The sequence below is a fragment of the Pseudomonas segetis genome (assembly GCF_900188155.1).
Taxonomy (GTDB): Bacteria; Pseudomonadota; Gammaproteobacteria; order Pseudomonadales; family Pseudomonadaceae; genus Aquipseudomonas; species Aquipseudomonas segetis.
The window spans coordinates 444,150-463,385 of sequence record NZ_FZOG01000002.1 but is presented as its reverse complement, the minus strand read 5'-3'; the positions used below and the strand labels follow the sequence as shown (position 1 = coordinate 463,385).

At 57.4% G+C, this 19,236-nt stretch carries 22 protein-coding genes; 15 read left to right on the top strand and 7 right to left on the bottom strand.

What is annotated here, in order from left to right; translation table 11 throughout:
- Positions 1-78: 78 nt before the first annotated feature.
- Positions 79-1,164 carry an alpha/beta fold hydrolase gene (locus CHB79_RS08000; protein WP_089359942.1) on the bottom strand — a complete coding sequence of 362 codons (1,086 nt, stop codon included), beginning with the start codon at positions 1,162-1,164 and terminating at the stop codon, positions 79-81.
- Positions 1,165-1,415: 251 nt separating this feature from the next.
- Positions 1,416-1,985, bottom strand: a complete 570-nt coding sequence (locus CHB79_RS07995) for a putative antibiotic biosynthesis monooxygenase (protein WP_010486402.1) — start codon at positions 1,983-1,985, stop codon at positions 1,416-1,418.
- Positions 1,986-2,318: 333 nt separating this feature from the next.
- Here CHB79_RS07995 and CHB79_RS07990 point away from each other — a divergent pair, with 333 nt between their 5' ends.
- Positions 2,319-3,272, top strand: a complete 954-nt coding sequence (locus CHB79_RS07990; protein ID WP_089359505.1) for a MerR family transcriptional regulator — start codon at positions 2,319-2,321, stop codon at positions 3,270-3,272.
- 18 nt (positions 3,273-3,290) lie between these two features.
- Here the strand turns inward: CHB79_RS07990 and CHB79_RS07985 are convergent, their stop codons facing one another.
- The 3 genes from CHB79_RS07985 to CHB79_RS07975 all read right to left on the bottom strand — a co-directional run bounded on the left by CHB79_RS07985 (position 3,291) and on the right by CHB79_RS07975 (position 4,825).
- The gene (locus tag CHB79_RS07985; RefSeq protein WP_089359504.1) at positions 3,291-3,899 is read right to left on the bottom strand and encodes a PilZ domain-containing protein; all 609 of its coding nucleotides are present in this window, start codon (positions 3,897-3,899) and stop codon (positions 3,291-3,293) included.
- Between the two features lie 66 nt (positions 3,900-3,965).
- Positions 3,966-4,322: a hypothetical protein gene (locus tag CHB79_RS07980; RefSeq protein ID WP_089359503.1), complete on the bottom strand. Its 357-nt coding sequence runs from the start codon at positions 4,320-4,322 to the stop codon at positions 3,966-3,968.
- 44 nt (positions 4,323-4,366) lie between these two features.
- The gene (locus tag CHB79_RS07975; protein WP_010486409.1) at positions 4,367-4,825 is read right to left on the bottom strand and encodes a PAS domain-containing protein; all 459 of its coding nucleotides are present in this window, start codon (positions 4,823-4,825) and stop codon (positions 4,367-4,369) included.
- 103 nt (positions 4,826-4,928) lie between these two features.
- On the opposite strand from CHB79_RS07975, the gene CHB79_RS07970 reads away from it, so the two are divergent.
- The 5 genes from CHB79_RS07970 to CHB79_RS07950 all read left to right on the top strand — a co-directional run bounded on the left by CHB79_RS07970 (position 4,929) and on the right by CHB79_RS07950 (position 9,147).
- Positions 4,929-5,381 carry a flavodoxin gene (locus tag CHB79_RS07970; protein ID WP_089359502.1) on the top strand — a complete coding sequence of 151 codons (453 nt, stop codon included), beginning with the start codon at positions 4,929-4,931 and terminating at the stop codon, positions 5,379-5,381.
- Between the two features lie 148 nt (positions 5,382-5,529).
- Positions 5,530-6,312: a class II aldolase/adducin family protein gene (locus CHB79_RS07965; protein ID WP_010486411.1), complete on the top strand. Its 783-nt coding sequence runs from the start codon at positions 5,530-5,532 to the stop codon at positions 6,310-6,312.
- Positions 6,312-7,205 (top strand): alpha/beta fold hydrolase, encoded by an 894-nt coding sequence (locus tag CHB79_RS07960; protein ID WP_089359501.1) that lies wholly within the window; start codon positions 6,312-6,314, stop codon positions 7,203-7,205. The genes CHB79_RS07965 and CHB79_RS07960 overlap by 1 nt, the downstream gene beginning before the upstream one ends.
- A 159-nt stretch (positions 7,206-7,364) precedes the next feature.
- Positions 7,365-8,276, top strand: coding sequence for an SDR family oxidoreductase (locus CHB79_RS07955; RefSeq protein WP_010486413.1), 912 nt, complete (start codon positions 7,365-7,367; stop codon positions 8,274-8,276).
- A 100-nt stretch (positions 8,277-8,376) separates the two neighbouring features.
- Positions 8,377-9,147, top strand: coding sequence for a crotonase/enoyl-CoA hydratase family protein (locus CHB79_RS07950; RefSeq protein ID WP_089359500.1), 771 nt, complete (start codon positions 8,377-8,379; stop codon positions 9,145-9,147).
- Here CHB79_RS07950 and CHB79_RS07945 read toward each other — a convergent pair.
- Positions 9,144-10,682: a sigma-54-dependent transcriptional regulator gene (locus tag CHB79_RS07945; RefSeq protein ID WP_010486415.1), complete on the bottom strand. Its 1,539-nt coding sequence runs from the start codon at positions 10,680-10,682 to the stop codon at positions 9,144-9,146. The two genes, CHB79_RS07950 and CHB79_RS07945, sit on opposite strands and share 4 nt — an antisense overlap.
- Before the next feature lie 189 nt (positions 10,683-10,871).
- Here CHB79_RS07945 and mdcA point away from each other — a divergent pair, with 189 nt between their 5' ends.
- The 9 genes from mdcA to madM all read left to right on the top strand — a co-directional run bounded on the left by mdcA (position 10,872) and on the right by madM (position 18,256).
- Complete coding sequence (gene mdcA / locus CHB79_RS07940) at positions 10,872-12,545, top strand: malonate decarboxylase subunit alpha (RefSeq protein WP_089359499.1); 1,674 nt, start codon at positions 10,872-10,874, stop codon at positions 12,543-12,545.
- Complete coding sequence (locus CHB79_RS07935; RefSeq protein ID WP_089359498.1) at positions 12,545-13,423, top strand: triphosphoribosyl-dephospho-CoA synthase; 879 nt, start codon at positions 12,545-12,547, stop codon at positions 13,421-13,423. Before mdcA ends, CHB79_RS07935 begins: the two co-directional genes overlap by 1 nt.
- 2 nt (positions 13,424-13,425) lie before the next feature.
- Positions 13,426-13,725, top strand: coding sequence for a malonate decarboxylase subunit delta (locus CHB79_RS07930; protein ID WP_010486417.1), 300 nt, complete (start codon positions 13,426-13,428; stop codon positions 13,723-13,725).
- Positions 13,718-14,584, top strand: a complete 867-nt coding sequence (locus CHB79_RS07925) for a biotin-independent malonate decarboxylase subunit beta (protein ID WP_089359497.1) — start codon at positions 13,718-13,720, stop codon at positions 14,582-14,584. The genes CHB79_RS07930 and CHB79_RS07925 overlap by 8 nt, the downstream gene beginning before the upstream one ends.
- On the top strand, positions 14,581-15,387 hold the full coding sequence (gene mdcE, locus CHB79_RS07920; RefSeq protein ID WP_089359496.1) for a biotin-independent malonate decarboxylase subunit gamma: 807 nt from the start codon (positions 14,581-14,583) through the stop codon (positions 15,385-15,387). The genes CHB79_RS07925 and mdcE overlap by 4 nt, the downstream gene beginning before the upstream one ends.
- A 30-nt stretch (positions 15,388-15,417) precedes the next feature.
- Positions 15,418-16,071, top strand: coding sequence for a malonate decarboxylase holo-ACP synthase (locus tag CHB79_RS07915; protein WP_089359495.1), 654 nt, complete (start codon positions 15,418-15,420; stop codon positions 16,069-16,071).
- Positions 16,068-17,003: a malonate decarboxylase subunit epsilon gene (gene mdcH, locus CHB79_RS07910; RefSeq protein WP_089359494.1), complete on the top strand. Its 936-nt coding sequence runs from the start codon at positions 16,068-16,070 to the stop codon at positions 17,001-17,003. Before CHB79_RS07915 ends, mdcH begins: the two co-directional genes overlap by 4 nt.
- A gap of 72 nt (positions 17,004-17,075) precedes the next feature.
- Complete coding sequence (gene madL / locus CHB79_RS07905) at positions 17,076-17,486, top strand: malonate transporter subunit MadL (RefSeq protein WP_010486423.1); 411 nt, start codon at positions 17,076-17,078, stop codon at positions 17,484-17,486.
- Between the two features lie 5 nt (positions 17,487-17,491).
- Positions 17,492-18,256, top strand: a complete 765-nt coding sequence (gene madM, locus CHB79_RS07900; protein WP_089359493.1) for a malonate transporter subunit MadM — start codon at positions 17,492-17,494, stop codon at positions 18,254-18,256.
- A 50-nt stretch (positions 18,257-18,306) separates the two neighbouring features.
- Here the strand turns inward: madM and CHB79_RS07895 are convergent, their stop codons facing one another.
- A complete protein-coding gene (locus tag CHB79_RS07895) occupies positions 18,307-19,224 on the bottom strand; it encodes a LysR family transcriptional regulator (RefSeq protein ID WP_089359492.1) in 918 nt (305 codons plus the stop codon).
- Positions 19,225-19,236 lie beyond the last annotated feature (12 nt).

Sequence of the window (19,236 nt, the reverse complement as noted above, 5' to 3'; positions counted from 1 at the left end):
CTGGCCAGCATGGAGGTGGCGCCTTGCCGGGGACAAAAGGTGGTTGGCCTGCCGGGCGGCAGGCCAACATGTGGTCACTTACTTTGATTCGTCCAAAAAGCTTACAAGTGGCTCGATAAATCGATCGAAGGTCTCGATATGCGGCATATGACCGACGTTGTCGAGTTCAACCAACTTGGCGTTGGGAATCGCTTCAGCTGTTTGCTTGCCCAGTCGGTCGTAGCGACCCAGTGAGGCTTTTACTTCACCGCTGACACGGTCCTTGCCCAGTGCTGAGCGATCACGAGTGCCAATGATCAGCAAGGTCGGCATGCTCACTTGTCCGAACTCGTAGACCACCGGCTGGGTGAAGATCATGTCTGCGGTCAACGCCGCATTCCAGGCGAAGCGCGGGTAGTCTTTATCCTTGGTGATTCCAGCCAGGAGGTTGACCCATTCGTCATAGCCAGGTTGCCACTTGTTATCGTAGTAGCTTGTGAGCTGGTACTGCTTGACCTGCTCATAGTTGGTGGCAAGTGTGGATTTGTAGATAGCATCGATTGAGGCGTAAGGAACCTTGGTTTTCCAGTCTTCAAGGCCGATCGGGTTGACCAGGATCAGCTGTTGCGTGAAGTCACTGAACATCAGGCTGAAGCGAGTGGCGAGCATCCCGCCCATGGAATGCCCCAGAATGCTAGCTTTTTCGATTCCAAGGGAGTCGAGCAACTGCTTGGTGTTATTGGCCAGTTGCTGGAAGCTGTATTGGTAGGCGATGGGTTTGGTCGATTTACCAAAGCTGATCTGGTCCGGGGCGATCACGCGATATCCAGCGCTTGTCAGTGCCTTGATGGTGTCGCGCCAATAGGCACTGTTGAAGTTTTTGCCGTGCATGAGCACGACGGTCTTGCCGTTACTTTTGCCTGACGTGGGCGCAACGTCCATATAAGCCATTTTCAGCGGTTCGGTTGTTCCCGCGTGTTGTTGGCTGTTCAGCTCAAAGAAGCTGACGGGATACGGATATTGGTAATTGCTCAGGTCGATGTCGTAAGCCGGTCGCGACGTTGTCGAGGCGCTCGTTTTGGCTGGTTCGCTGGTGGTTGCAGCATTGGCGGGGAGAGAGGCCAGGCTCAGGCTGATAAAGGCAGCAGCCGTGGCAATTAAATTGCTCGAAAAATAGCGGGTCATATAGAAACAGTCCATTTGCGCGCAAGGTTCAGCTCAGGCTGTAAAGCAGAGCTACGAAGAAGGTTGTGCGTTGCTGGCAGTGCCACTTGCCTACAAGTTCGTAGGCTAAAAGTCAGCGGCTTGTGAACAGTCTATAGGAGCTTTTTGGCGTGCTTTCCTGGATTTTGTAACCCCAAACTACCAAGGCAGGTCAGGGCTGCCGAGGTTTAGCTCAACGCGCAAAGTATTGAGCTAAACGGCCTCCGATGTGCTTATCGAGGGCTTGCGGCTTCAAGGGGGCGCAGTGTGGAGCGTCTGCGGCCATGCAGCCAGGGCGCCAGCAGGCGAGTAGACAGCGGGATAAACAAATAGGTCATCAGTGGTGTGAGCGCCAAGGTCGAGAGCAGCACGCGGCTGACCAGTGAGAAGTCGCTCAGCCAGTGGCCGAATATAAGGTTGAAACACAGGGACACCGGGAAGAACGCCAACCAGATCGCCACGCTTTGTTTCCAGCGTGGTGGTTGACGGTTGGTGGCACCAAACCAGCTGTCAATACCGACTGCCCGTTGCTCCTGTGGCTGGGCAAACAAGCCGGTGCCGCGTGCAAGCCAGGCGGTGCGGGAAGCCGAATGTTCCCATGAGGCCAGGGTTTGCTCGTCGGCGAAGCGGAAAATAATCTGGAACTCATCGTCGCCAGGGGGCGGAGCAAGCACGCCCGAACCCAGGTAGCCTGGAAAGTCGGTGGCCAGGTGTTCTCCTTCATGCAGCCAGGCGATGAGGTCGTGATAGCGTCCGCTGGCAACGCGGCGCGCCACCATCAGGGTGACGGGATGTGCAGACATTGTGTATCTCCATTAAACCAGGCCTGTATCCAGGGTATGAATGCAGGCAGTAGGTGGCTCGGGGTGTTGAGCCGCGCTAAATATAAGCAAGGATTATTCCGGTTTTTCACAAATAAGCCAGTCCAGACTTGGTTGCTGTTGCGGCAAGCTGGAAAGTGGCGGACATGCACCGCTCCAGTGCAGTATTCGCCTGAATGTTCAGGTCGCGGGCGGGAGGGGCGAGCACAAGCGGAACTAAAGTCGCATGCGTATGTTTGTGCAGTTTTCAACCAATATGCGATTCAGCCAGCTGAGTTACAATGCCGTGACTTCATCTTGCAGAAATCACCTGCTATGCCAGATCCCGTTGCTGCAATGCCCTCTGGTTCCGATGCTCCTAAGCAGGACGAGCTAATCCCAATTCGTGAGGTTTCACGTTTGACGGGCGTCAACCCCATCACCTTGCGTGCGTGGGAACGGCGCTACGGGCTTGTACAGCCGACGCGCACTGAGAGTGGGCATCGCTTGTATTCTCAGGAGGATGTCGAGTCGGTACGCAGCATCCTGGCCTGGATCGAACGGGGCGTTTCGGTTAGCAAGGTGGGCAAGATTCTCGCCAAGCGCGACGCGGTCAGGGCGGCTAAAGCACCTGTCTATGAGGTGGTTACTTCATCAGAGTGGCAGCAGTGGCAAGACCAGGTACGCAATGCCATAAGCGGCTTTGATGACATCCAGCTTGATCGCCTGTACGGCCAGGTTTTTTCCAGTTACCCGTTGCCAGTTGTCTTCCAGGAAATCCTGATGCCGCTCTGGCAGGACTTGCTTGTCCGCCATGATGATGTGAGCCAAGCCAGTGAGTGGCTGTTCTACGATAGTTTCCTGCGTGGTCGGGTCATGCAGCGCCTGCATCTGGCCCGCAGCCAGGCTGAGTCGCGTGTGCTATTGGCAGCGCTGCCTGGCCATTGTCGTGAGCTTGAACTATTGGTGGCAGGTTTGTTGCTCACCGACTCCAGTGTGTCGGTGAGCGTTCTGGGTGTTGGCCAGCCACTGGGTGAATTGGCGTATCTGTGCGAGCGCATCAAACCCTCGGGGCTGGTGCTGTTTTCCAACCAACCACCCAGCGAGCAGTTGGCGCAGACGCTCAAGCGCCTGGCCTTGTCGGTCAATTGTCCGGTCAGCCTGACGGGGGCCTGTGCCGATTTGATCGAGGATGCGCTGAGTGATTCAGCTATCGCGTGCCTGGGTAATGAAGGGCGCTTGATGTCCCGTCGCCTGCGGCAGTTTCTGGCCGGGCATTTGGATACATAGCCAAAGCAGCCTGGCGATCTATTCCGGATGCGCCTGTGGATACAGGGCGCGGTGCTGCAGATAGAGAAACTGCTGCAAGCGTTCGCTACTGAGGCTGTCCATTGCCTCCAGTTGATAGGCAAGATGCCTTTTGGTCGCTCTGCGCACGAACTGGCCCTTGACCGAAATGGGCTTTTGCTCGCCAAGCGGCAATAACAAGCTGAACTGGGTCGGGGCCTTGCGGTTGGCGGGTTGCTCAATCAGCAGGCCGTTGAGCGACAGTTCATGTACCAGCAAACCCGTTGCACTGCCGTTGAGGTTGCGCAGTTCGATTGGCGGGGTCAAAGGCAGCCGCCACGCGCGCCTGTCAGTGCCGGACTCGTCGAATATCTGCGGGGTGCCTAGCTCAAGATGCTGATTGTGCTGGGCATCTTCGGAGACGAACGGGGTAAAGATCATCCGTTGGTTGGCAAAACGAGCGTCAATGGTCAGCTTTTCGACGTTTGCATAATTGCTTAGCAGGTCTTTCAGCGATTCTTCTAGGTCAATTTGAACAGACAAAGCCCCAGGCTGCTTGGCAGCAGGTCTGTTGTATAGGTGCTGGATAAACTCCAGCTCATCGTCTGTCAGGAGCACTGGGTCTTGCATATCGAACTCTACGCCAAGCGTTATTGTGATATGACAGTTCAGAATAGGTTTAGTTTTACGCCTGGATTAGGTAATAGCGTCCGTTAGTCGGATTTTCAGCTGTGCAACTTCAGCTTCCAGTTGTTTGACGCGTTCCTGAGCTTTTGAGTGCATCGCTGTGTTTGGCTGGATACCAAGTTCGCAGCCAAGTTGCCCGAATTCAGTGTAGACAGGAATAATTGATTGCACATGGCCTTGTTGATTAACAACTCGTACGTCAACGGTGATTTTTTCAAGGTTGCTATAGCCACTGATCAGGTCGTTTATTGATTCTACGAGATCAACTTGGTCGGGCAACGTTTCGGGCTGCTCACTCTCAGGCTGGTTATAAAGCTGCTGAATAAATGCTACTTCTTCATCCGTGAGTAGTGCCGGTTCGTCCATGAGCAACTCTTACGTCAGATATTCAATCACCAGAGAAAAACAACCTAGCATTCAGGCGGCAGGGGTGTAGCTGCGAGTTGGGCTTTGAGTCGTGCAACTTCATCCTCCAACTGTTTGATACGCTCCTGTGCTTGAACCTGCTCCGTAACATTTTTCTGGATGCCTATAAAGTAGACGAGGTTATCACTTTCGTTATAAATCGGCGTAATTGATAGCTCGTTCCAGAAAGGTGAGCCGTCTTTTCGGAAATTTCTGAGGACTTGTCGGCAGGGTTTACCCTGTTTGAGGGCGTCGCGAATGAGCTGCAGCCCCTCTTGGTCGCGGTCTCCGCCCTGGAGGAATCGACAGTCCTGATACAGGATGTCTTCCCTGGCGTAGCCGGTTAACCTCTCAAAAGCCGCGTTGGCGTAGATCAGGATATTGTCATCACCTTCCTGCTCGGCAACCACAATGCCATCATGGGAGGCGTCTATTACCAGCTGTAGCAGTTTGGCGCTGATCATGCACAGAATTCCAAGTCTAGGTTAAGGCATTCTAAAACATCCGTTGAGGCTGTCCAGTTACGGCATAATAGCGCCCAAATTCGATAGTTTTTGGAGCAGTTTTATGAAAGTCGCGATCTTTTCTGGCTCGGTTTATGGCACCGCTGAAGAAGTCGCTCGTCATGTGCAGGGGCTATTGAAGGCCGCGGGGTTCGAAACCTTCTATGATCCGCGAGCTAGCTTGTCCGATGTCCAGGCTTTTGCCCCCGAGGCTTTTCTTGCGGTGACTTCAACCACCGGGATGGGCGAACTGCCGGATAACCTGCAGCCGCTGTATTACGCCATTCGAGATCATCTGCCTGCCTGGAGCGGGCTGCCGGGTGGCGTTATTGCGCTGGGTGATTCCAGTTATGGCGATACCTTTTGTGGTGGGGGCGAACTAGTGCGTGAGTTATATGCCGAACTGGGTATTCGTGAAGTCCAGGACATGCTGCGGCTTGACTCCAGCGAAAGCGTGACCCCGGAAACCGATGCAGAGCCCTGGGTGGCCCGCTTTATTGCGGCGCTCAAGGCCTGACCGCTCTTATTCAGTGGCTGAATATCAGCTGTTAACCCACCGTCCTGACTCGCTGGGCCACTAAGCTGGCTGCCAGGGCAACTAGGCAAGGGCCAGGCACTCGCTAGACTCAATACAGGTCATAACAATAACTGTAGAGGTGTCGAGGATGAGTGCTGCCCAAGAACTGCCCCCTGTAAGTCTCAAAGACCAGGTGTCTGCTGCTGAATGGCAAACCCGTGTCGATCTGGCCGCTTGCTATCGGCTGATCGCGCTGCACGGATGGGATGACCTGATTTTTACTCATATCTCGGCCAAGATCCCCGGTGTTGATGAGTTCCTGATCAATCCATTCGGGTTGATGTTCCACGAAATCACGGCCTCCAGCCTGGTCAAGATCGACCTTGCCGGCAATAAGCTGATGGACAGCCCGTATGAGATCAATCCGGCGGGCTACACCATCCATAGCGCGGTGCATGAGGTTCGTCACGACGTCGCCTGTGTCGTCCATATCCACACACCGGCGGGTATTGCCGTTTCAGCACAGAAACAGGGCTTGCTGCCCTTGTCGCAGCAGTCCTTGTTTGTGCTTTCTAGCTTGGCTTACCACGGTTATGAAGGTGTTGCACTGAACCACGACGAGAAAGCGCGTTTGCAGGCTGACCTGGGCGACAAGAACTTTATGATTCTGCCCAACCACGGCTTGTTGACCGCCTCCTCAAGCATTGCTGACACCTTTTTGATGATGTTCACCTTGCAACGCGCATGCGAAGCCCAGGTCATGGCCCAGAGCGGCGGCGCAGAGTTGATACATATTCCCCAGCAGATTCTCGATGGCGCCAAGGCCATGGTCGCTGGTGTAATGAAGAGTCCGCAAGGCATGGGCGGCTCCCTGGCATGGCCAGCCCTGTTGCGCAAACTCGATCAGCAAATGCCAGGCTACGCCAACTGATGGCGCTGCCAGGCATCGCACTGGATCAGTGGCGCGCCCAATGCCAGCACTTCGAGTTCAAGGGACATCAGCTTTGCTACTGGACCGCCGGGCCTGAGGATGCGCCGCCATTGTTGTTGATCCACGGCTTTCCCACCGCCAGTTGGGATTGGCATTATCTCTGGCGGCCGCTGGCCGAGCATTATCGGTTGATCGCCTGTGACATGCTCGGCTTTGGCTATTCGGCCAAGCCTGCCGGTCACGCCTACAGCCTGCTTGAACAGGCGGATTTGCATCAGGCGTTATTGGCACAGCTTAGGATTACCGACGGTGTGCATCTGCTGGCGCATGACTATGGTGACAGCGTTGCCCAGGAATTGCTGGCGCGCCATCAGGAAGGACGTATCAAGCTGGCGAGTTGTGTGTTTCTCAATGGCGGGCTGTTTCCTGAAACCCATCACCCGGTGTTAGTGCAAAAACTGTTGCTGAGTCCTGTTGGGCCCTTGATCGGCCGCCTGTTCAATCGGAAAAAACTCGAGGCAAGTTTCGCCAAGGTGTTCGGGCCCGATACCTTGCCTGGCAGCGCTGAGCTTGATGATTTCTGGACATTGATCAGTCATGACAATGGCCCGGCAATCATGCACCGATTGATTCGCTACATGCCCGAGCGGCGCCAGCAACGCGACCGCTGGGTGGCGGCGATGCAGGCAACCCAGGTGCCTATGCGACTTATTGATGGTGCTGTTGATCCTATTTCCGGGTTGCACATGGTTGAGCGTTACAGGGTGCTGATTCCCCAGGCCGACACAGTGGTGCTCGATGGCATTGGCCATTACCCGCAAACTGAAGCGCCCGAAGCAGTGCTGGCGCATTACCTGGAATTTCGCCAGGCAGTGGCACAAGCAGCGGATTAGCCTTGCTTGGGTGGCGGCCGATTGATCTGCCTGATCAAGGTCGCCATGGCTTATCTCCTTGTCTTATCGGGCACCATTCAGGGCCACCCGTCATAGTTGTGACTATTATGGCCCTGGTCGACACTCAGCCCAATCATTAACACTGCCAGGAGCCTTTCGATGAGTGAAGCCATTCGTTTCCAGGACCAAGTTGTAATTGTTACCGGCGCCGGTGGCGGCCTCGGTCGTGCCCATGCGTTGCTGTTCGCCAAGCATGGCGCCAAAGTGGTAGTCAACGATTTGGGTGGCAGCACCCACGGCGAAGGCGCCAATGCTTCGGCAGCCGACAGGGTTGTCGAGGAAATCCGCGCTGCGGGTGGCACTGCTGTGGCCAACCACGACTCGGTAACCGATGGCGATAAAATCGTCGAGCATGCCTTGGATGCCTTCGGACGTATTGATGTAGTGGTCAACAATGCTGGCATCCTGCGTGATAAAACCTTCCACAAGATGGAGCAGGTCGACTGGGACCAGGTCTATCAAGTACACGTTGAAGGTGCGTTTAAAATCACACGCGCAGCCTGGCCGCACATGCGTGAGCAAGGCTATGGCCGGGTGATCTTTACTTCGTCGACTTCCGGCATCTACGGCAACTTTGGGCAGTCAAACTACGGCATGGCCAAGCTGGGCTTGTACGGGCTGACGCGTACCCTGGCGATCGAGGGGCGCAAGCACAATATCCTGGTTAACGCGATTGCGCCGACTGGCGGCACACGTATGACCGAAGGCCTGATACCGCCGCAGGTATTCGAGCAACTCAAGCCAGAGCTGGTCAGCCCGCTGGTGGTTTACCTGGCCAGCAACAGCTGCGAAGAAACGTCCGGCCTGTTCGAAGTGGGTGGCGGCTGGATGGGCAAAGTGCGCTGGGAGCGAAGCCTCGGTGCGGGCTTTGATCCGCGTGCCGGTTTCAGCCCTGAAGATGTTGCCGCGCACTGGGCCCAGATCTGCGACTTTGAAAACGCAGCGCACCCAGCCGATAACGTCGAGGCATTGAAAGAGATGATGGCCAACCTGCAAAAATTTGCCATCTGATTCAAGTTGTTGCCTGTGACCATTTAAAGTAGGGGCCAGCCATGTGCTGGCCTTTATTGTGCGGCATGCTAACGGACATATTGCTGGAAACGAGGCAGCCATGAACATCCTTATCGACAAGGCCGGACCTGTTACCACCTTGACCATCAATCGGGCGCAGGTACGCAATGCTGTTGATCGGCCTACCGCAAAGGCGCTGGCGGACGCCTTGCGTGCATTTGAAGCCGATGAGAATGCCAGGGTTGCGATACTGACCGGGGCCGGTGATGGCTTTTGTGCTGGCGCAGACCTTTCAGCCGTTGCCGATGATGCATTGCGCGCCAACCGACTTGAGCGGGACGGGGATGGGCCAATGGGGCCGAGCCGCATGCAGCTAAGTAAACCCTTGATTGCAGCCATTGAAGGTCATGCGGTTGCAGGCGGCCTGGAGTTGGCGCTCCTGGCCGATCTGCGCGTGGCCGCCCAAAGTGCCGTGCTTGGAGTGTTTTGTCGACGCTTTGGCGTGCCTTTGATTGATGGCGGGACTGTGCGTTTGCCACGGATTATTGGTCAGGGACGAGCGCTGGACTTGATTCTCACTGGTCGTCCTGTACTGGCCGACGAAGCCTTGCAAATGGGCTTGGTCAATCGGGTTGTGCCAACAGGCACTGCTTTGGCGGCGGCGCAGGCCTTGGCGCTTGAAATCGCCGGTTTACCGCAAGGCTGCATGCTCAGTGATAGGGCAAGCAGCTATGAACAATGGGACCTGGGTTTCACTCAGGCCCTTGATAACGAGTTTGAACGCGGCATGGCTGTGATTAACAGCGGTGAAACCCAGGCTGGAGCCAAGCGCTTCAAAAGCGGTCTTGGGCGTCATGGCAGCAAGACCTAGTTCTTGCCGGGGATGCCATATTTGCGCAGCCGCACTGCAATAGCGCTGTGCGAGGTGCGCAACCGGCTTGCCAACTGACGGCTGGAGGGGTGGCTGGCGTAAAGCTTTTCGAGCAGTGCTTTTTCAAAGCCAGCAACCGCCGACTCCAGGCTTTCGACCTCATCACTCGATGAGTGGGCTGCGATCGCGGTACTTGCAATATCCAGGTCGTCGATCTGTACCAGGTTGCTTTCACTGATGGCTGCTGCCCGGAAAATGACGTTTTGCAATTGGCGTACGTTGCCCGGCCAGCGATTGCTCAGCAGGGCCGGATAGGTATCCGGCGCAAGGCGGCAGGGCGGTCGTTGGATCTGTGCGCAAGCCTGGCGCATAAAATGGCGAGCCAGTAGCAGGATATCCTGGCCACGGGCGCGCAATGGCGGGACCTCAAGATTGAGTACGTTGAGGCGGTAGTACAGGTCTTCTCGGAAGCTGCCTTCGCTGACCATTTTTTCCAGGTCACGGTGGGTGGCGCTCAGGATGCGAACATCCACCTTCACCTCGCGTTCACCGCCTACCCGGCGAAATGTCCCGTCATTGAGGAATCGCAAAAGCTTGGCTTGCAGGTAGGGCGACATTTCAGCGATTTCATCGAGAAATACCGTGCCATGGTTGGCCAGCTCCAACAAGCCGGGCTTGCCGCCGCGCTGGGCACCGGTAAAGGCGCCGGGGGCGTAGCCAAATAGCTCACTTTCGGCGAGGTTCTCTGGTAATGCCGCGCAATTAAGTGCCAGGAAAGGAGCGTCGCAACGCGTGCTGCTGGTATGGCAGGCCCGTGCCACCAGCTCCTTGCCGGTTCCTGTTTCCCCCTGGATCAACAGCGGGGCATCCAGGGTCGCAACCCGCTGCGCTCGCGCCTTGAGCGTGCGAATCGGTACTGAATCGCCGAGCAGTGAGTCAAAGCCTTCAGCGTGATCATGGTGCAACGCCGAAAGGCGAGCGCCAATTCGGCTGGGTTCATACAGGGTCAGCAGGGCGCCCGCGAGTTGTAGCTGGCCCGCGTCCGCGGTTTCGCTAATCGGCATGGCATCAAGCAGCAAGGCCTGACCGTGAAGGGTGACTTCGCGAAGTGGCAGGCGGAAATGCTGTTCCAGCAGTTCATGCTGCAAGGATGGGTTGGCGAATAAATCGCCCAGGGCCAAGCCTTCCGGCTCCTGTTCGCACAGGGCAATCAAGGCGGGATTGGCCAGCAGCACCCGGCCTTGAGCATCAACGGCAAGCACCGGGTCTGTCATTGCCGCGAGCAAGGCATCGAGCTGCAGGCGTCGGCGTTGGCCAGGGAGAATATCGACGATGGTAACGGCCTGTACCCCCTGAACCTTGAACAAGGCCTCGCGCAATTCATCCAGCACTTCGGAGCTGAGTGTGGGCGCGTCGATATAGACGTTTGGCGGCACCATCTCGACCGCATCCAGGTTCAGGTTGCGCCCGCCCAGCAGCGCAAGCACTTCCTGGGTGATGCCTACACGGTCGATGAAGGTGACGTGGATACGCATGCTGTCTACTGGCCAAGGGTGAATGGCCAAGTATGCCCGGTCTGCGCGCAGAGGTTAACTGTTGCTGCTGACTGTGTGACGACAAAACAAACGTTACGATTATCGTAACGTTTGCATCCAGTGGTTGATTGATGGCCATTGGCACTGGCTCCTAATGTGGCATCACGACAGCGCACACCTGGAGTTAGCATGACAACAATAATATCCCCACCGCCGCAGTGGTCACGTCGTCGAGCCGAGAAACAACGGCGTCTCGAGACAGTCCGCGCCCTTGCCGACGGTGTGGTTTTGCCCAGCGATAAAATCGTAGCGGCGCTTGAAGCATTGATTGCCCCGGGTGATCGCGTGGTGCTTGAAGGCAATAACCAGAAACAGGCCGATTTCCTTTCCCGCTCACTGGCAAAAGCCAGCCCTGAGCGCCTGCATGACTTGCATATGATCATGCCGAGTGTCAGCCGCGCTGAGCACCTTGACCTGTTCGAGCGCGGTATTGCGCGCAAGCTGGATTTCTCCTTTGCAGGGCCACAAAGCCTGCGCATCAGCCAGTTGCTCGAGGACGGTCTGCTCGAAGTAGGGGCGATTCACACCTACATCGAACTCTACTCGCGATTGTTGGTTGACCTGATCCCCAACGTTGCCCTGGTGGCCGGATTCAAGGCGGATCGGGAAGGTAATATCTACACCGGGCCAAGTACCGAAGACACCCCCGCACTGGTTGAGCCGACCGCATTCAGCGATGGCATCGTTATCGTTCAGGTCAATGAGCTGGTCGATGATGCGAGCGAGTTGCCGCGTGTTGATATCCCGGGCTCCTGGGTCGACTTTGTCGTGGTGGCTGACAAACCCTTCTACATCGAGCCGTTGTTCACCCGTGACCCACGCCACATCAAGCCGGTGCATGTGTTGATGGCGATGATGGCCATTCGCGGCATCTATGAAAAACACAATGTGCAGTCGCTTAACCATGGCATTGGTTTCAACACTGCAGCCATCGAACTTATCTTGCCAACCTACGGTGAAAAGCTTGGGCTCAAGGGCAAGATCTGCCGCAACTGGACACTTAACCCCCACCCGACCCTGATCCCGGCGATTGAGACGGGTTGGGTCGAAAGCGTGCACTGCTTCGGCACCGAGCTGGGCATGGAAAACTACATCGCCATGCGGCCCGATGTGTTCTTCACTGGCCGTGACGGTTCGATGCGTTCAAATCGGATGATGTGCCAGTTGGCCGGTCAATACGCAGTCGATCTGTTTATTGGCGCCACCTTGCAAGTCGATGGCGATGGCCACTCATCCACTGTAACGCGTGGGCGCCTGGCAGGTTTTGGCGGCGCGCCAAATATGGGGCACGACCCTCGTGGACGTCGCCACGCGACACCTGCATGGCTGGATATGTGTTCCGATACCGGCGCTCCGGTGACCCTGCTTGAGCGCGGTAAAAAGCTGGTAGTGCAGATGGTCGAAACCTTCCAGGAAGGTGGTAAGCCCACCTTTGTCGACACCCTCGATGCAGTTGAGGTGGCGCGTAAAAGTGGCATGCCGCTGGCGCCGATCATGATCTATGGCGACGACGTGACCCACCTGCTGACCGAGGAAGGCATTGCCTACCTGTACAAGGCGCGCTCGCTTGAGGAGCGCCAGGCAATGATCGCCGCAGTGGCAGGCGTGACCAGTATCGGATTGCGCCATGACCCCAAAGATACCCTGCGCATGCGCAAGGAAGGCTTGATTGCCTTGCCCGAAGACCTGGGCATTCGTCGCGCGGACGCCAGCCGTGAGTTGCTCGCGGCCAAGAGCATCGCCGAGCTGGTTGAGTGGTCGGGCGGCCTGTACAACCCGCCCGCCAAGTTCAGGAGCTGGTGATGACAGCCTTACAGGTTAAACATACGCAACTGAGCCTGGCGGAGTGCCTGGCCGACCTGGCGGTTGAAGTGCTGATTGATGAAGCCGATCTGTCGCCCAAGCCAGGACTGGTTGATCGCCGGGGCAATGGCGCCCACGACGACCTGCACCTGGGCCTGATGCATTCTTCGGCGTTGTCGCTGTGGCCGGCCTTCAAGGAAATGGCCGAGGCGGCGTGCGAGCACGGCGAAGTCAATCAGGCATTGCGAGAGACGCTGGGACGCATCGGTCGTGAAGGCGAGGTTGAAATGCTGCGCGTTACTGGCGGCGTCAACACGCACCGAGGCGCCATCTGGGCGCTGGGTTTGCTGTGTGCAGCCGCAGCGCTGGATGATCAAGCGCTGGATGCCGGCCAAGTCACCTTGCGCGCCGCGCGAATTGCCATGCTTGACGACCGGGCCTTACCCGTCACGACTGAAAGCCATGGCCAGCAAGTTTGCCGGACCTTTGGCTTGCCCGGCGCGCGCGAGCAGGCCCAGCTGGGTTTCCCGGCAATCATCCAGCATGGGTTGCCGCAACTGCTGCGCAGCCGTTCGGAGCGGGCGGGTGAGCAGAATGCAAGGCTCGATGCGCTGCTGGCGATCATGAGCCAACTGACTGATACCTGTGTGCTGTATCGCGCTGGCCTGAGCGGGCTCGATTGCATGCAGGGCGGGGCACGAGCGGTTATCGAGGCGGGTGGTTGTGTCAGCCTCGAAGGGCGCCGATTGCTGCGCGATCTCGATAACGACATGTTGAGGCTGCGTGCCTCACCCGGCGGGGCAGCTGATTTACTCGCCGCGACTTTATTCCTCGACCGCCTTGCGCCTGCCTTGCACGCGCCAATAGGGAGCGTCTGATTATGCAAACCCTGTCTTTTCAATTCAGTGCCGGGCAGCCCGCCCAAGGCCGCGCGCTGGTCGGATGCGTCGGCTCGGGCGATCTTGAGGTGATGCTTGAACCCGGTACCAGCGGCACCTTGGCGATTGAGGTCGTGACTTCGGTCAATGGCAGCGATGCCCGTTGGCAGCAGCTGTTTCAGCGCATGTTCAGTGAGCAGCAGATGCCTGCGCTGAACATTTCGATCCATGACTTTGGCGCGACGCCGGGTGTGGTGCGTTTGCGTTTGGAACAAGCAATGGAGGCCCTGGCTGATGACTGATGCAAATACAGACAACATTGCGCGCTTGCTGCAGCAGCGCAGTTTTATCGAGCTCGGCGCACGCCAGCGTGCACGCGCATTGCTCGACGCCGGCAGCTTTCGCGAACTGATAGATCCATTCGCCAGGGTGACCTCGCCCTGGCTGCCCAAGCAAGGCATCGTGGTGCAGGCTGATGATGGTGTGATTGTCGCCAAAGGCACAATCGATGGTGAGCCTGCAGTGGTTGCGGCAATCGAGGGCGCTTTTCAGGGCGGCAGCCTGGGCGAAGTGGGTGGGGCGAAAATTGCCGGTGCGCTGGAACTTGCCGCTGAAGATAACCGCAAGGGTATTCCTACTCGCGCCTTACTGTTGCTGGAGACCGGCGGGGTTCGCTTGCAAGAGGCCAATCTTGGGCTGGCGGCCATCGCGGAAATCCAGTCGGCGATTGTCGACCTGCGCCAATATCAGCCGGTCATTGGCCTGATTGCCGGCCCGGTTGGCTGCTTCGGTGGCATGTCTATCGCAGCGGGTCTTTGCAGTTATCTGCTGGTGACACAGGAAGCCCGACTCGGTCTCAACGGGCCGCAGGTCATTGAGCAGGAAGCCGGTATTGATGAATACGATTCAAGGGATCGACCTTTTATCTGGAGCCTGACCGGCGGTGAGCAGCGCAATGCCAGCGGCTTGGTCGATGCCTATGTGGTCGATGATCTCGAGGTTATCAGCGAGCAGGTCAGGTCCTTGTTCAAGCAGGGCGTGCCGGTACTTGAGCGCAGCCGCCGACATGCCTGGTTTCTCGAGCGCCTGACAGCGCTTGATGCCACGTCGCAACTCGATGCAGCCCAGGTCCGCAGTCTTTATCAAGGAGAGCAGCCATGAATACAGCTACCGAACAGCGCGGCCGTCATTGGTTCCAGCTGTTGGCTGGCGACGCAGTTGCCGTTGCAGGCTTGCCGGACTCCCTGCTGGTTGCTGACGGCAGTCTCGATGGCCAGCCAGTGCGCTATCTGGCCGTGGTTGCCGACAGCCACAACCCCTTTGTGCGTGCGCGCAATGGCGAGGTCGGGTTGCTTGAGGGCTGGGGGTTGGCCCAGGCGATTGACCAGGTAATAGAGCTGGATCGCGAGCGTAAAGATAAACGCGCGCTGATTGCCATCGTCGATGTGCCGAGCCAGGCATACGGCCGCCGTGAAGAGGCGCTGGGTATTCACCAGGCGTTGGCCGGTGCGGTCGACAGTTATGCCCGTGCGCGGCTGGCAGGTCATGCGGTGGTTGCCTTGCTGGTTGGCAAAGCCATGTCCGGGGCGTTTCTGGCCCACGGTTATCAAGCCAATCGGTTGATTGCCCTGCGCGACCCCAATGTGATGGTGCATGCCATGGGCAAGGAATCTGCCGCACGAGTGACCTTGCGCAGTGTTGATGAGTTGGAGGCATTGGCTGCGACCGTTGCGCCAATGGCTTATGACATTGAAAACTACGCCAGCCTTGGCCTGCTTTGGGAAACCCTGAGTGTGAGTAATGCCGCTCAGCCGCAGGCCGATGACGTAGCCAAGGTGCAGGACTGCCTGGGTAATGCGCTAAAGGATATCGCCAATGGCCCCCTCGACCTGAGCAGCCGACTCGGTGCCAGTAATCGCGAGGCATCGTCCCGGGTGCGTGAACTGCTCCGGGCGCAGTGGTGAGTTTCCCCTAGGGCAACAGGAGTCTAACCAGTGAACGATCGCCTCGATCAAACCAGGCAACAGCACTATCAGGCGCATGATCTGCTCTGGGGGTTCGCCCCTGAGCATCTGCCGCTGAATGCACCTGCCTGGGTGGTTGAGGCATTGCAGGTCGAGCCGCCGGTTGTGGTCAGGCGGGCACAAGGCACCGCGGGCACTATCGCCGTGGGCGTGCGCGGCAAAACCCGTGATCAAAGGTTTGCCTGCTGGATGCCGCGCTCGGCGGTCAGCCACAGCGTGCAGCCGGAACAGTTGATTGAACCTGGGCTTGCTCAAGCGCATCGCGATTGGCCTTTGTTCAAGGCACTCGCACTGTTGGCGGAACCACTTGACCAGAGTGGCTTGCGCTGGGGTGTGACCGGCAGTCTTGGATTCCAGCTGGCCAGCGGTATCGAGGTGATTCATCCTGCCAGCGATCTTGATTTACTGCTGCGAACCCCCCAGCCGATATCCCGCGAACAAGCAAAGGCCTGGCTGGAGTTGATTGCCCAAGCGCCGGCAAGGGTCGATGTGCAGTTGCAGTGTCCGGCGGGTGCCGTTGCGCTAGCTGAGTGGGCAACGAGTAGATCCCAGGTGTTGCTTAAAACCCAGGTGGAGCCGCTACTGGTGGATGATCCCTGGGCTGTGGAGCATGTAGCCCCATGAGCAGCCTGTGGGCTTTCCCCGGTCAAGGCGCGCAGCAGCCGGGGATGTTGCATGCGCTGGTGGACTCGTCTGAGGGGCGCGAGTGCCTGGAGCAAGCCAGTGCGGTCCTGGGGCAGGATGCCTTGGCACTGGACAGCGCCGCTGCGCTCGCCAGTACCCGTGCGGTGCAGCTGTGCTTGCTGATTAGTGGGGTTGCAGGTGCTCGTATCTTGATGCGCCGGGGCCATCGTCCTGATTTTGTCTCGGGCTTGTCGATTGGCGCCTACGCTGCTGCGGTGATCGCAGGCTCCGTCAGTTTCGCCGATGCCCTGCGCTTGGTCAGCTTGCGCGGCGAGCTGATGCAGCAGGCTTATCCGCAAGGCTTTGGCATGACCGCAATCCTGGGCCTGGAACTTGGCACTGTTGAAGAGTTACTGGTGCAGGTAAACAGCCCTGAGCAGCCGGTGTACCTGGCCAATATCAACGCCCAGGCGCAGCAGGTCATCGCGGGCAGTCACAGCGCCATGCAACAAGTCGCTGCGCTGGCGAGAAAGGCCGGCGCCGGGTGTGCAAAACAACTGGCAGTCAGTGTACCTTCGCACTGCCCATTGCTTGAGGCGCCAGCAACAGAGCTGGGCAATGCATTTGCCGGGGTTAAGGTCGAGCCGCCTACGACTCGCTACCTGAGCAGTAGTAATGCGCGCCTGCTGAGCAAACCCGACCAACTACGTGATGACCTGGCAAACAACATGTGCCGCGTTGTCGACTGGCATAGCACGCTGCGCACGGCTTATGAGCGTGGTGTCAGGTTGCACCTCGAATTGCCTCCGGGAAATGTACTTACAGGCTTGGCCCGGCGGCTATTCGAACCGGGTCAGGCCATCGCGTTCGAAGGGGCTCGTCTGGATACATTGGACGCCATGTTGCGTCAGGAGGCGAGCCGCGACTTTTGAACTGAGCTGTACCGCTTGATCGTTACGAAGACAAAAACAACAACTTCGCACGGGTTCATGAGGATAAAAATAATGATTATTTATGGTGTCGCGTTTCTTGCGTTCTGCACCCTGGTCGGCATCACCGTCGGTGAGCTGCTGGGGAAATTGATTGGTGTTCCGGCCAACGTCGGCGGTGTCGGTATCGCCATGATGATGTTGATTTTTCTTGGCGGCTATCTACAAAAGCGCGGTTACCTGAACCTCAAGTCAGAGCAGGGCATCGAGTTCTGGAGCGCCGTCTATATTCCTATCGTGGTGGCAATGGCTGCCCAGCAAAACGTTTATGGTGCGCTTAGTGGCGGGCCAATGGCGATTCTTGCGGGTGTGGCGGCTGTGGTTCTGGCGTTTGTCCTGGTTCCGGTTCTGGATCGGATGGGTCAAAAAAAACCAGAGCAACAGGATGATTCAGAAGTATCCCCCTTGCCTAAACTGCCACGGTGATAGCCATGTACGACAGTATTCTAAAAGTATTCAGCGCCTACAGCCTGGTCGCAGGCTTCGCCATTATCGGCATCACCATGTGGCTGTCTTACTGGCTCTCCGACAAACTGACCCATGGGCGCTTGCATGGCTCGGCCATTGCCATTCTCTTTGGGTTGCTCTTTGCTTATATCGGCGGTGCCTACACGGGAGGCAGCAAAGGCCTGGTCGATATACCGCTGTTATCCGGGATCGGTATTTTGGGCGGCGCGATGCTGCGGGACTTTGCCATTGTCGCGACTGGCTACGGGGTCAATGTTGATGAATTGAAACGTGCCGGAATGGTGGGCGTATTGGCGCTGTTCGTCGGCATTGCCTCTTCATTTGTCGCCGGTGTCGGTGTGGCCATGGCGTTTGGCTATACCGATTCGGTGAGCCTGACCACCATTGGTACAGGCGCCGTGACCTATATCGTCGGACCAGTAACTGGCGCGGCAATTGGGGCAAGCTCCGAGGTCATGGCGTTGTCCATTGGCGCCGGTCTGGTCAAGGCGATCCTGGTCATGATCGCAACCCCGTTTGTGGCGCCCTACATCGGCCTGAACAATCCACGCAGTGCCGTGATCTTTGGTGGTTTGATCGGGACTTCGAGCGGCGTGGCTGGAGGCTTGGCGGCGACTGATCCGAAGCTGGTGCCTTACGGTTGTCTGACGGCTGCCTTCTACACGGCCCTGGGCTGCCTGCTTGGCCCGTCGCTGCTGTTCTTGATCATGCGTGGCCTGATGGGCTGAAACTGATCGAACCTTAAAGTGCGTCTTATCCAGCCTGGGCATTAGTATGCTCAGGCTGGATTGTTGATGCTGTACATCCGGCACTCTGCCAGCAGCGCCAACAGATTGGGATCGCGCTCCTTGGCCTTGAGGAACACCACGCCAATGTGTTGTTGCATGCGGTATTTGGCCTGCAGGGAAATCAGCTTGACGCGGTTTTCATACACAGCAGCAATCCGGCCCGGAAGCAGGGCATAGCCAACGCCTGAGCTGACCATGCTCAGCAGGGTGAATATATCGTTCACCTGCATCGCGACCTTAGGTTCAAACCCCGCATGACGAAACACCTGCGCACCGTCCTGGTGGGTGGCAAAGCCATGGGTCAGGGTAATAAAGGTGGATTCCCTGAGCGCTGCCAGATCCACATCGGTTTGCTCGGCGAAGGGCGAGTCCGTTGGCACCGCAAGAAAAATATCATCAGAGAACAACGGTAATTGCTCGCAGTCCTGATCATTAATATGTTCGTTCAGCGCCACCAGGATTGCATCGACTTCGAGGTTCTTGAGCTTGAACATCAAGTCGACATTGGAACCTAGAATCAGGTCGATATTCAGCTCGCTGCGCCGCAGCTTCAGGCCCATGATCAATTGCGGAACCGTCTTCACCGTCAGCGAATACAGCGAGCCGAGCTTGAAGCGTTCAGCCGAGAAACCTGCCGCTTCCCGGGTCAGCCGTATGGTATCGAGCACATCCTGGATCAGCTTCTGGGCGCGATCCTCGAGCAGGTAGGCGCTCTCCAGCGGGATGAGGTTGCGTCCTTCGTGCTTGAACAGCGGGCAACGCAGCGCACTCTCAAGTGAATGAATCGCGCGATGTACGCTTACGTTGCTGGTCTCAAGCTCGGCAGCTGCACGACTGAGGTTGCCACTGCGCATGAACGCCAGAAATGTCTCAAGTTTCTTCAGTGTGAACTCGTCGTCAATCTGCATGCGTCAGTGCCT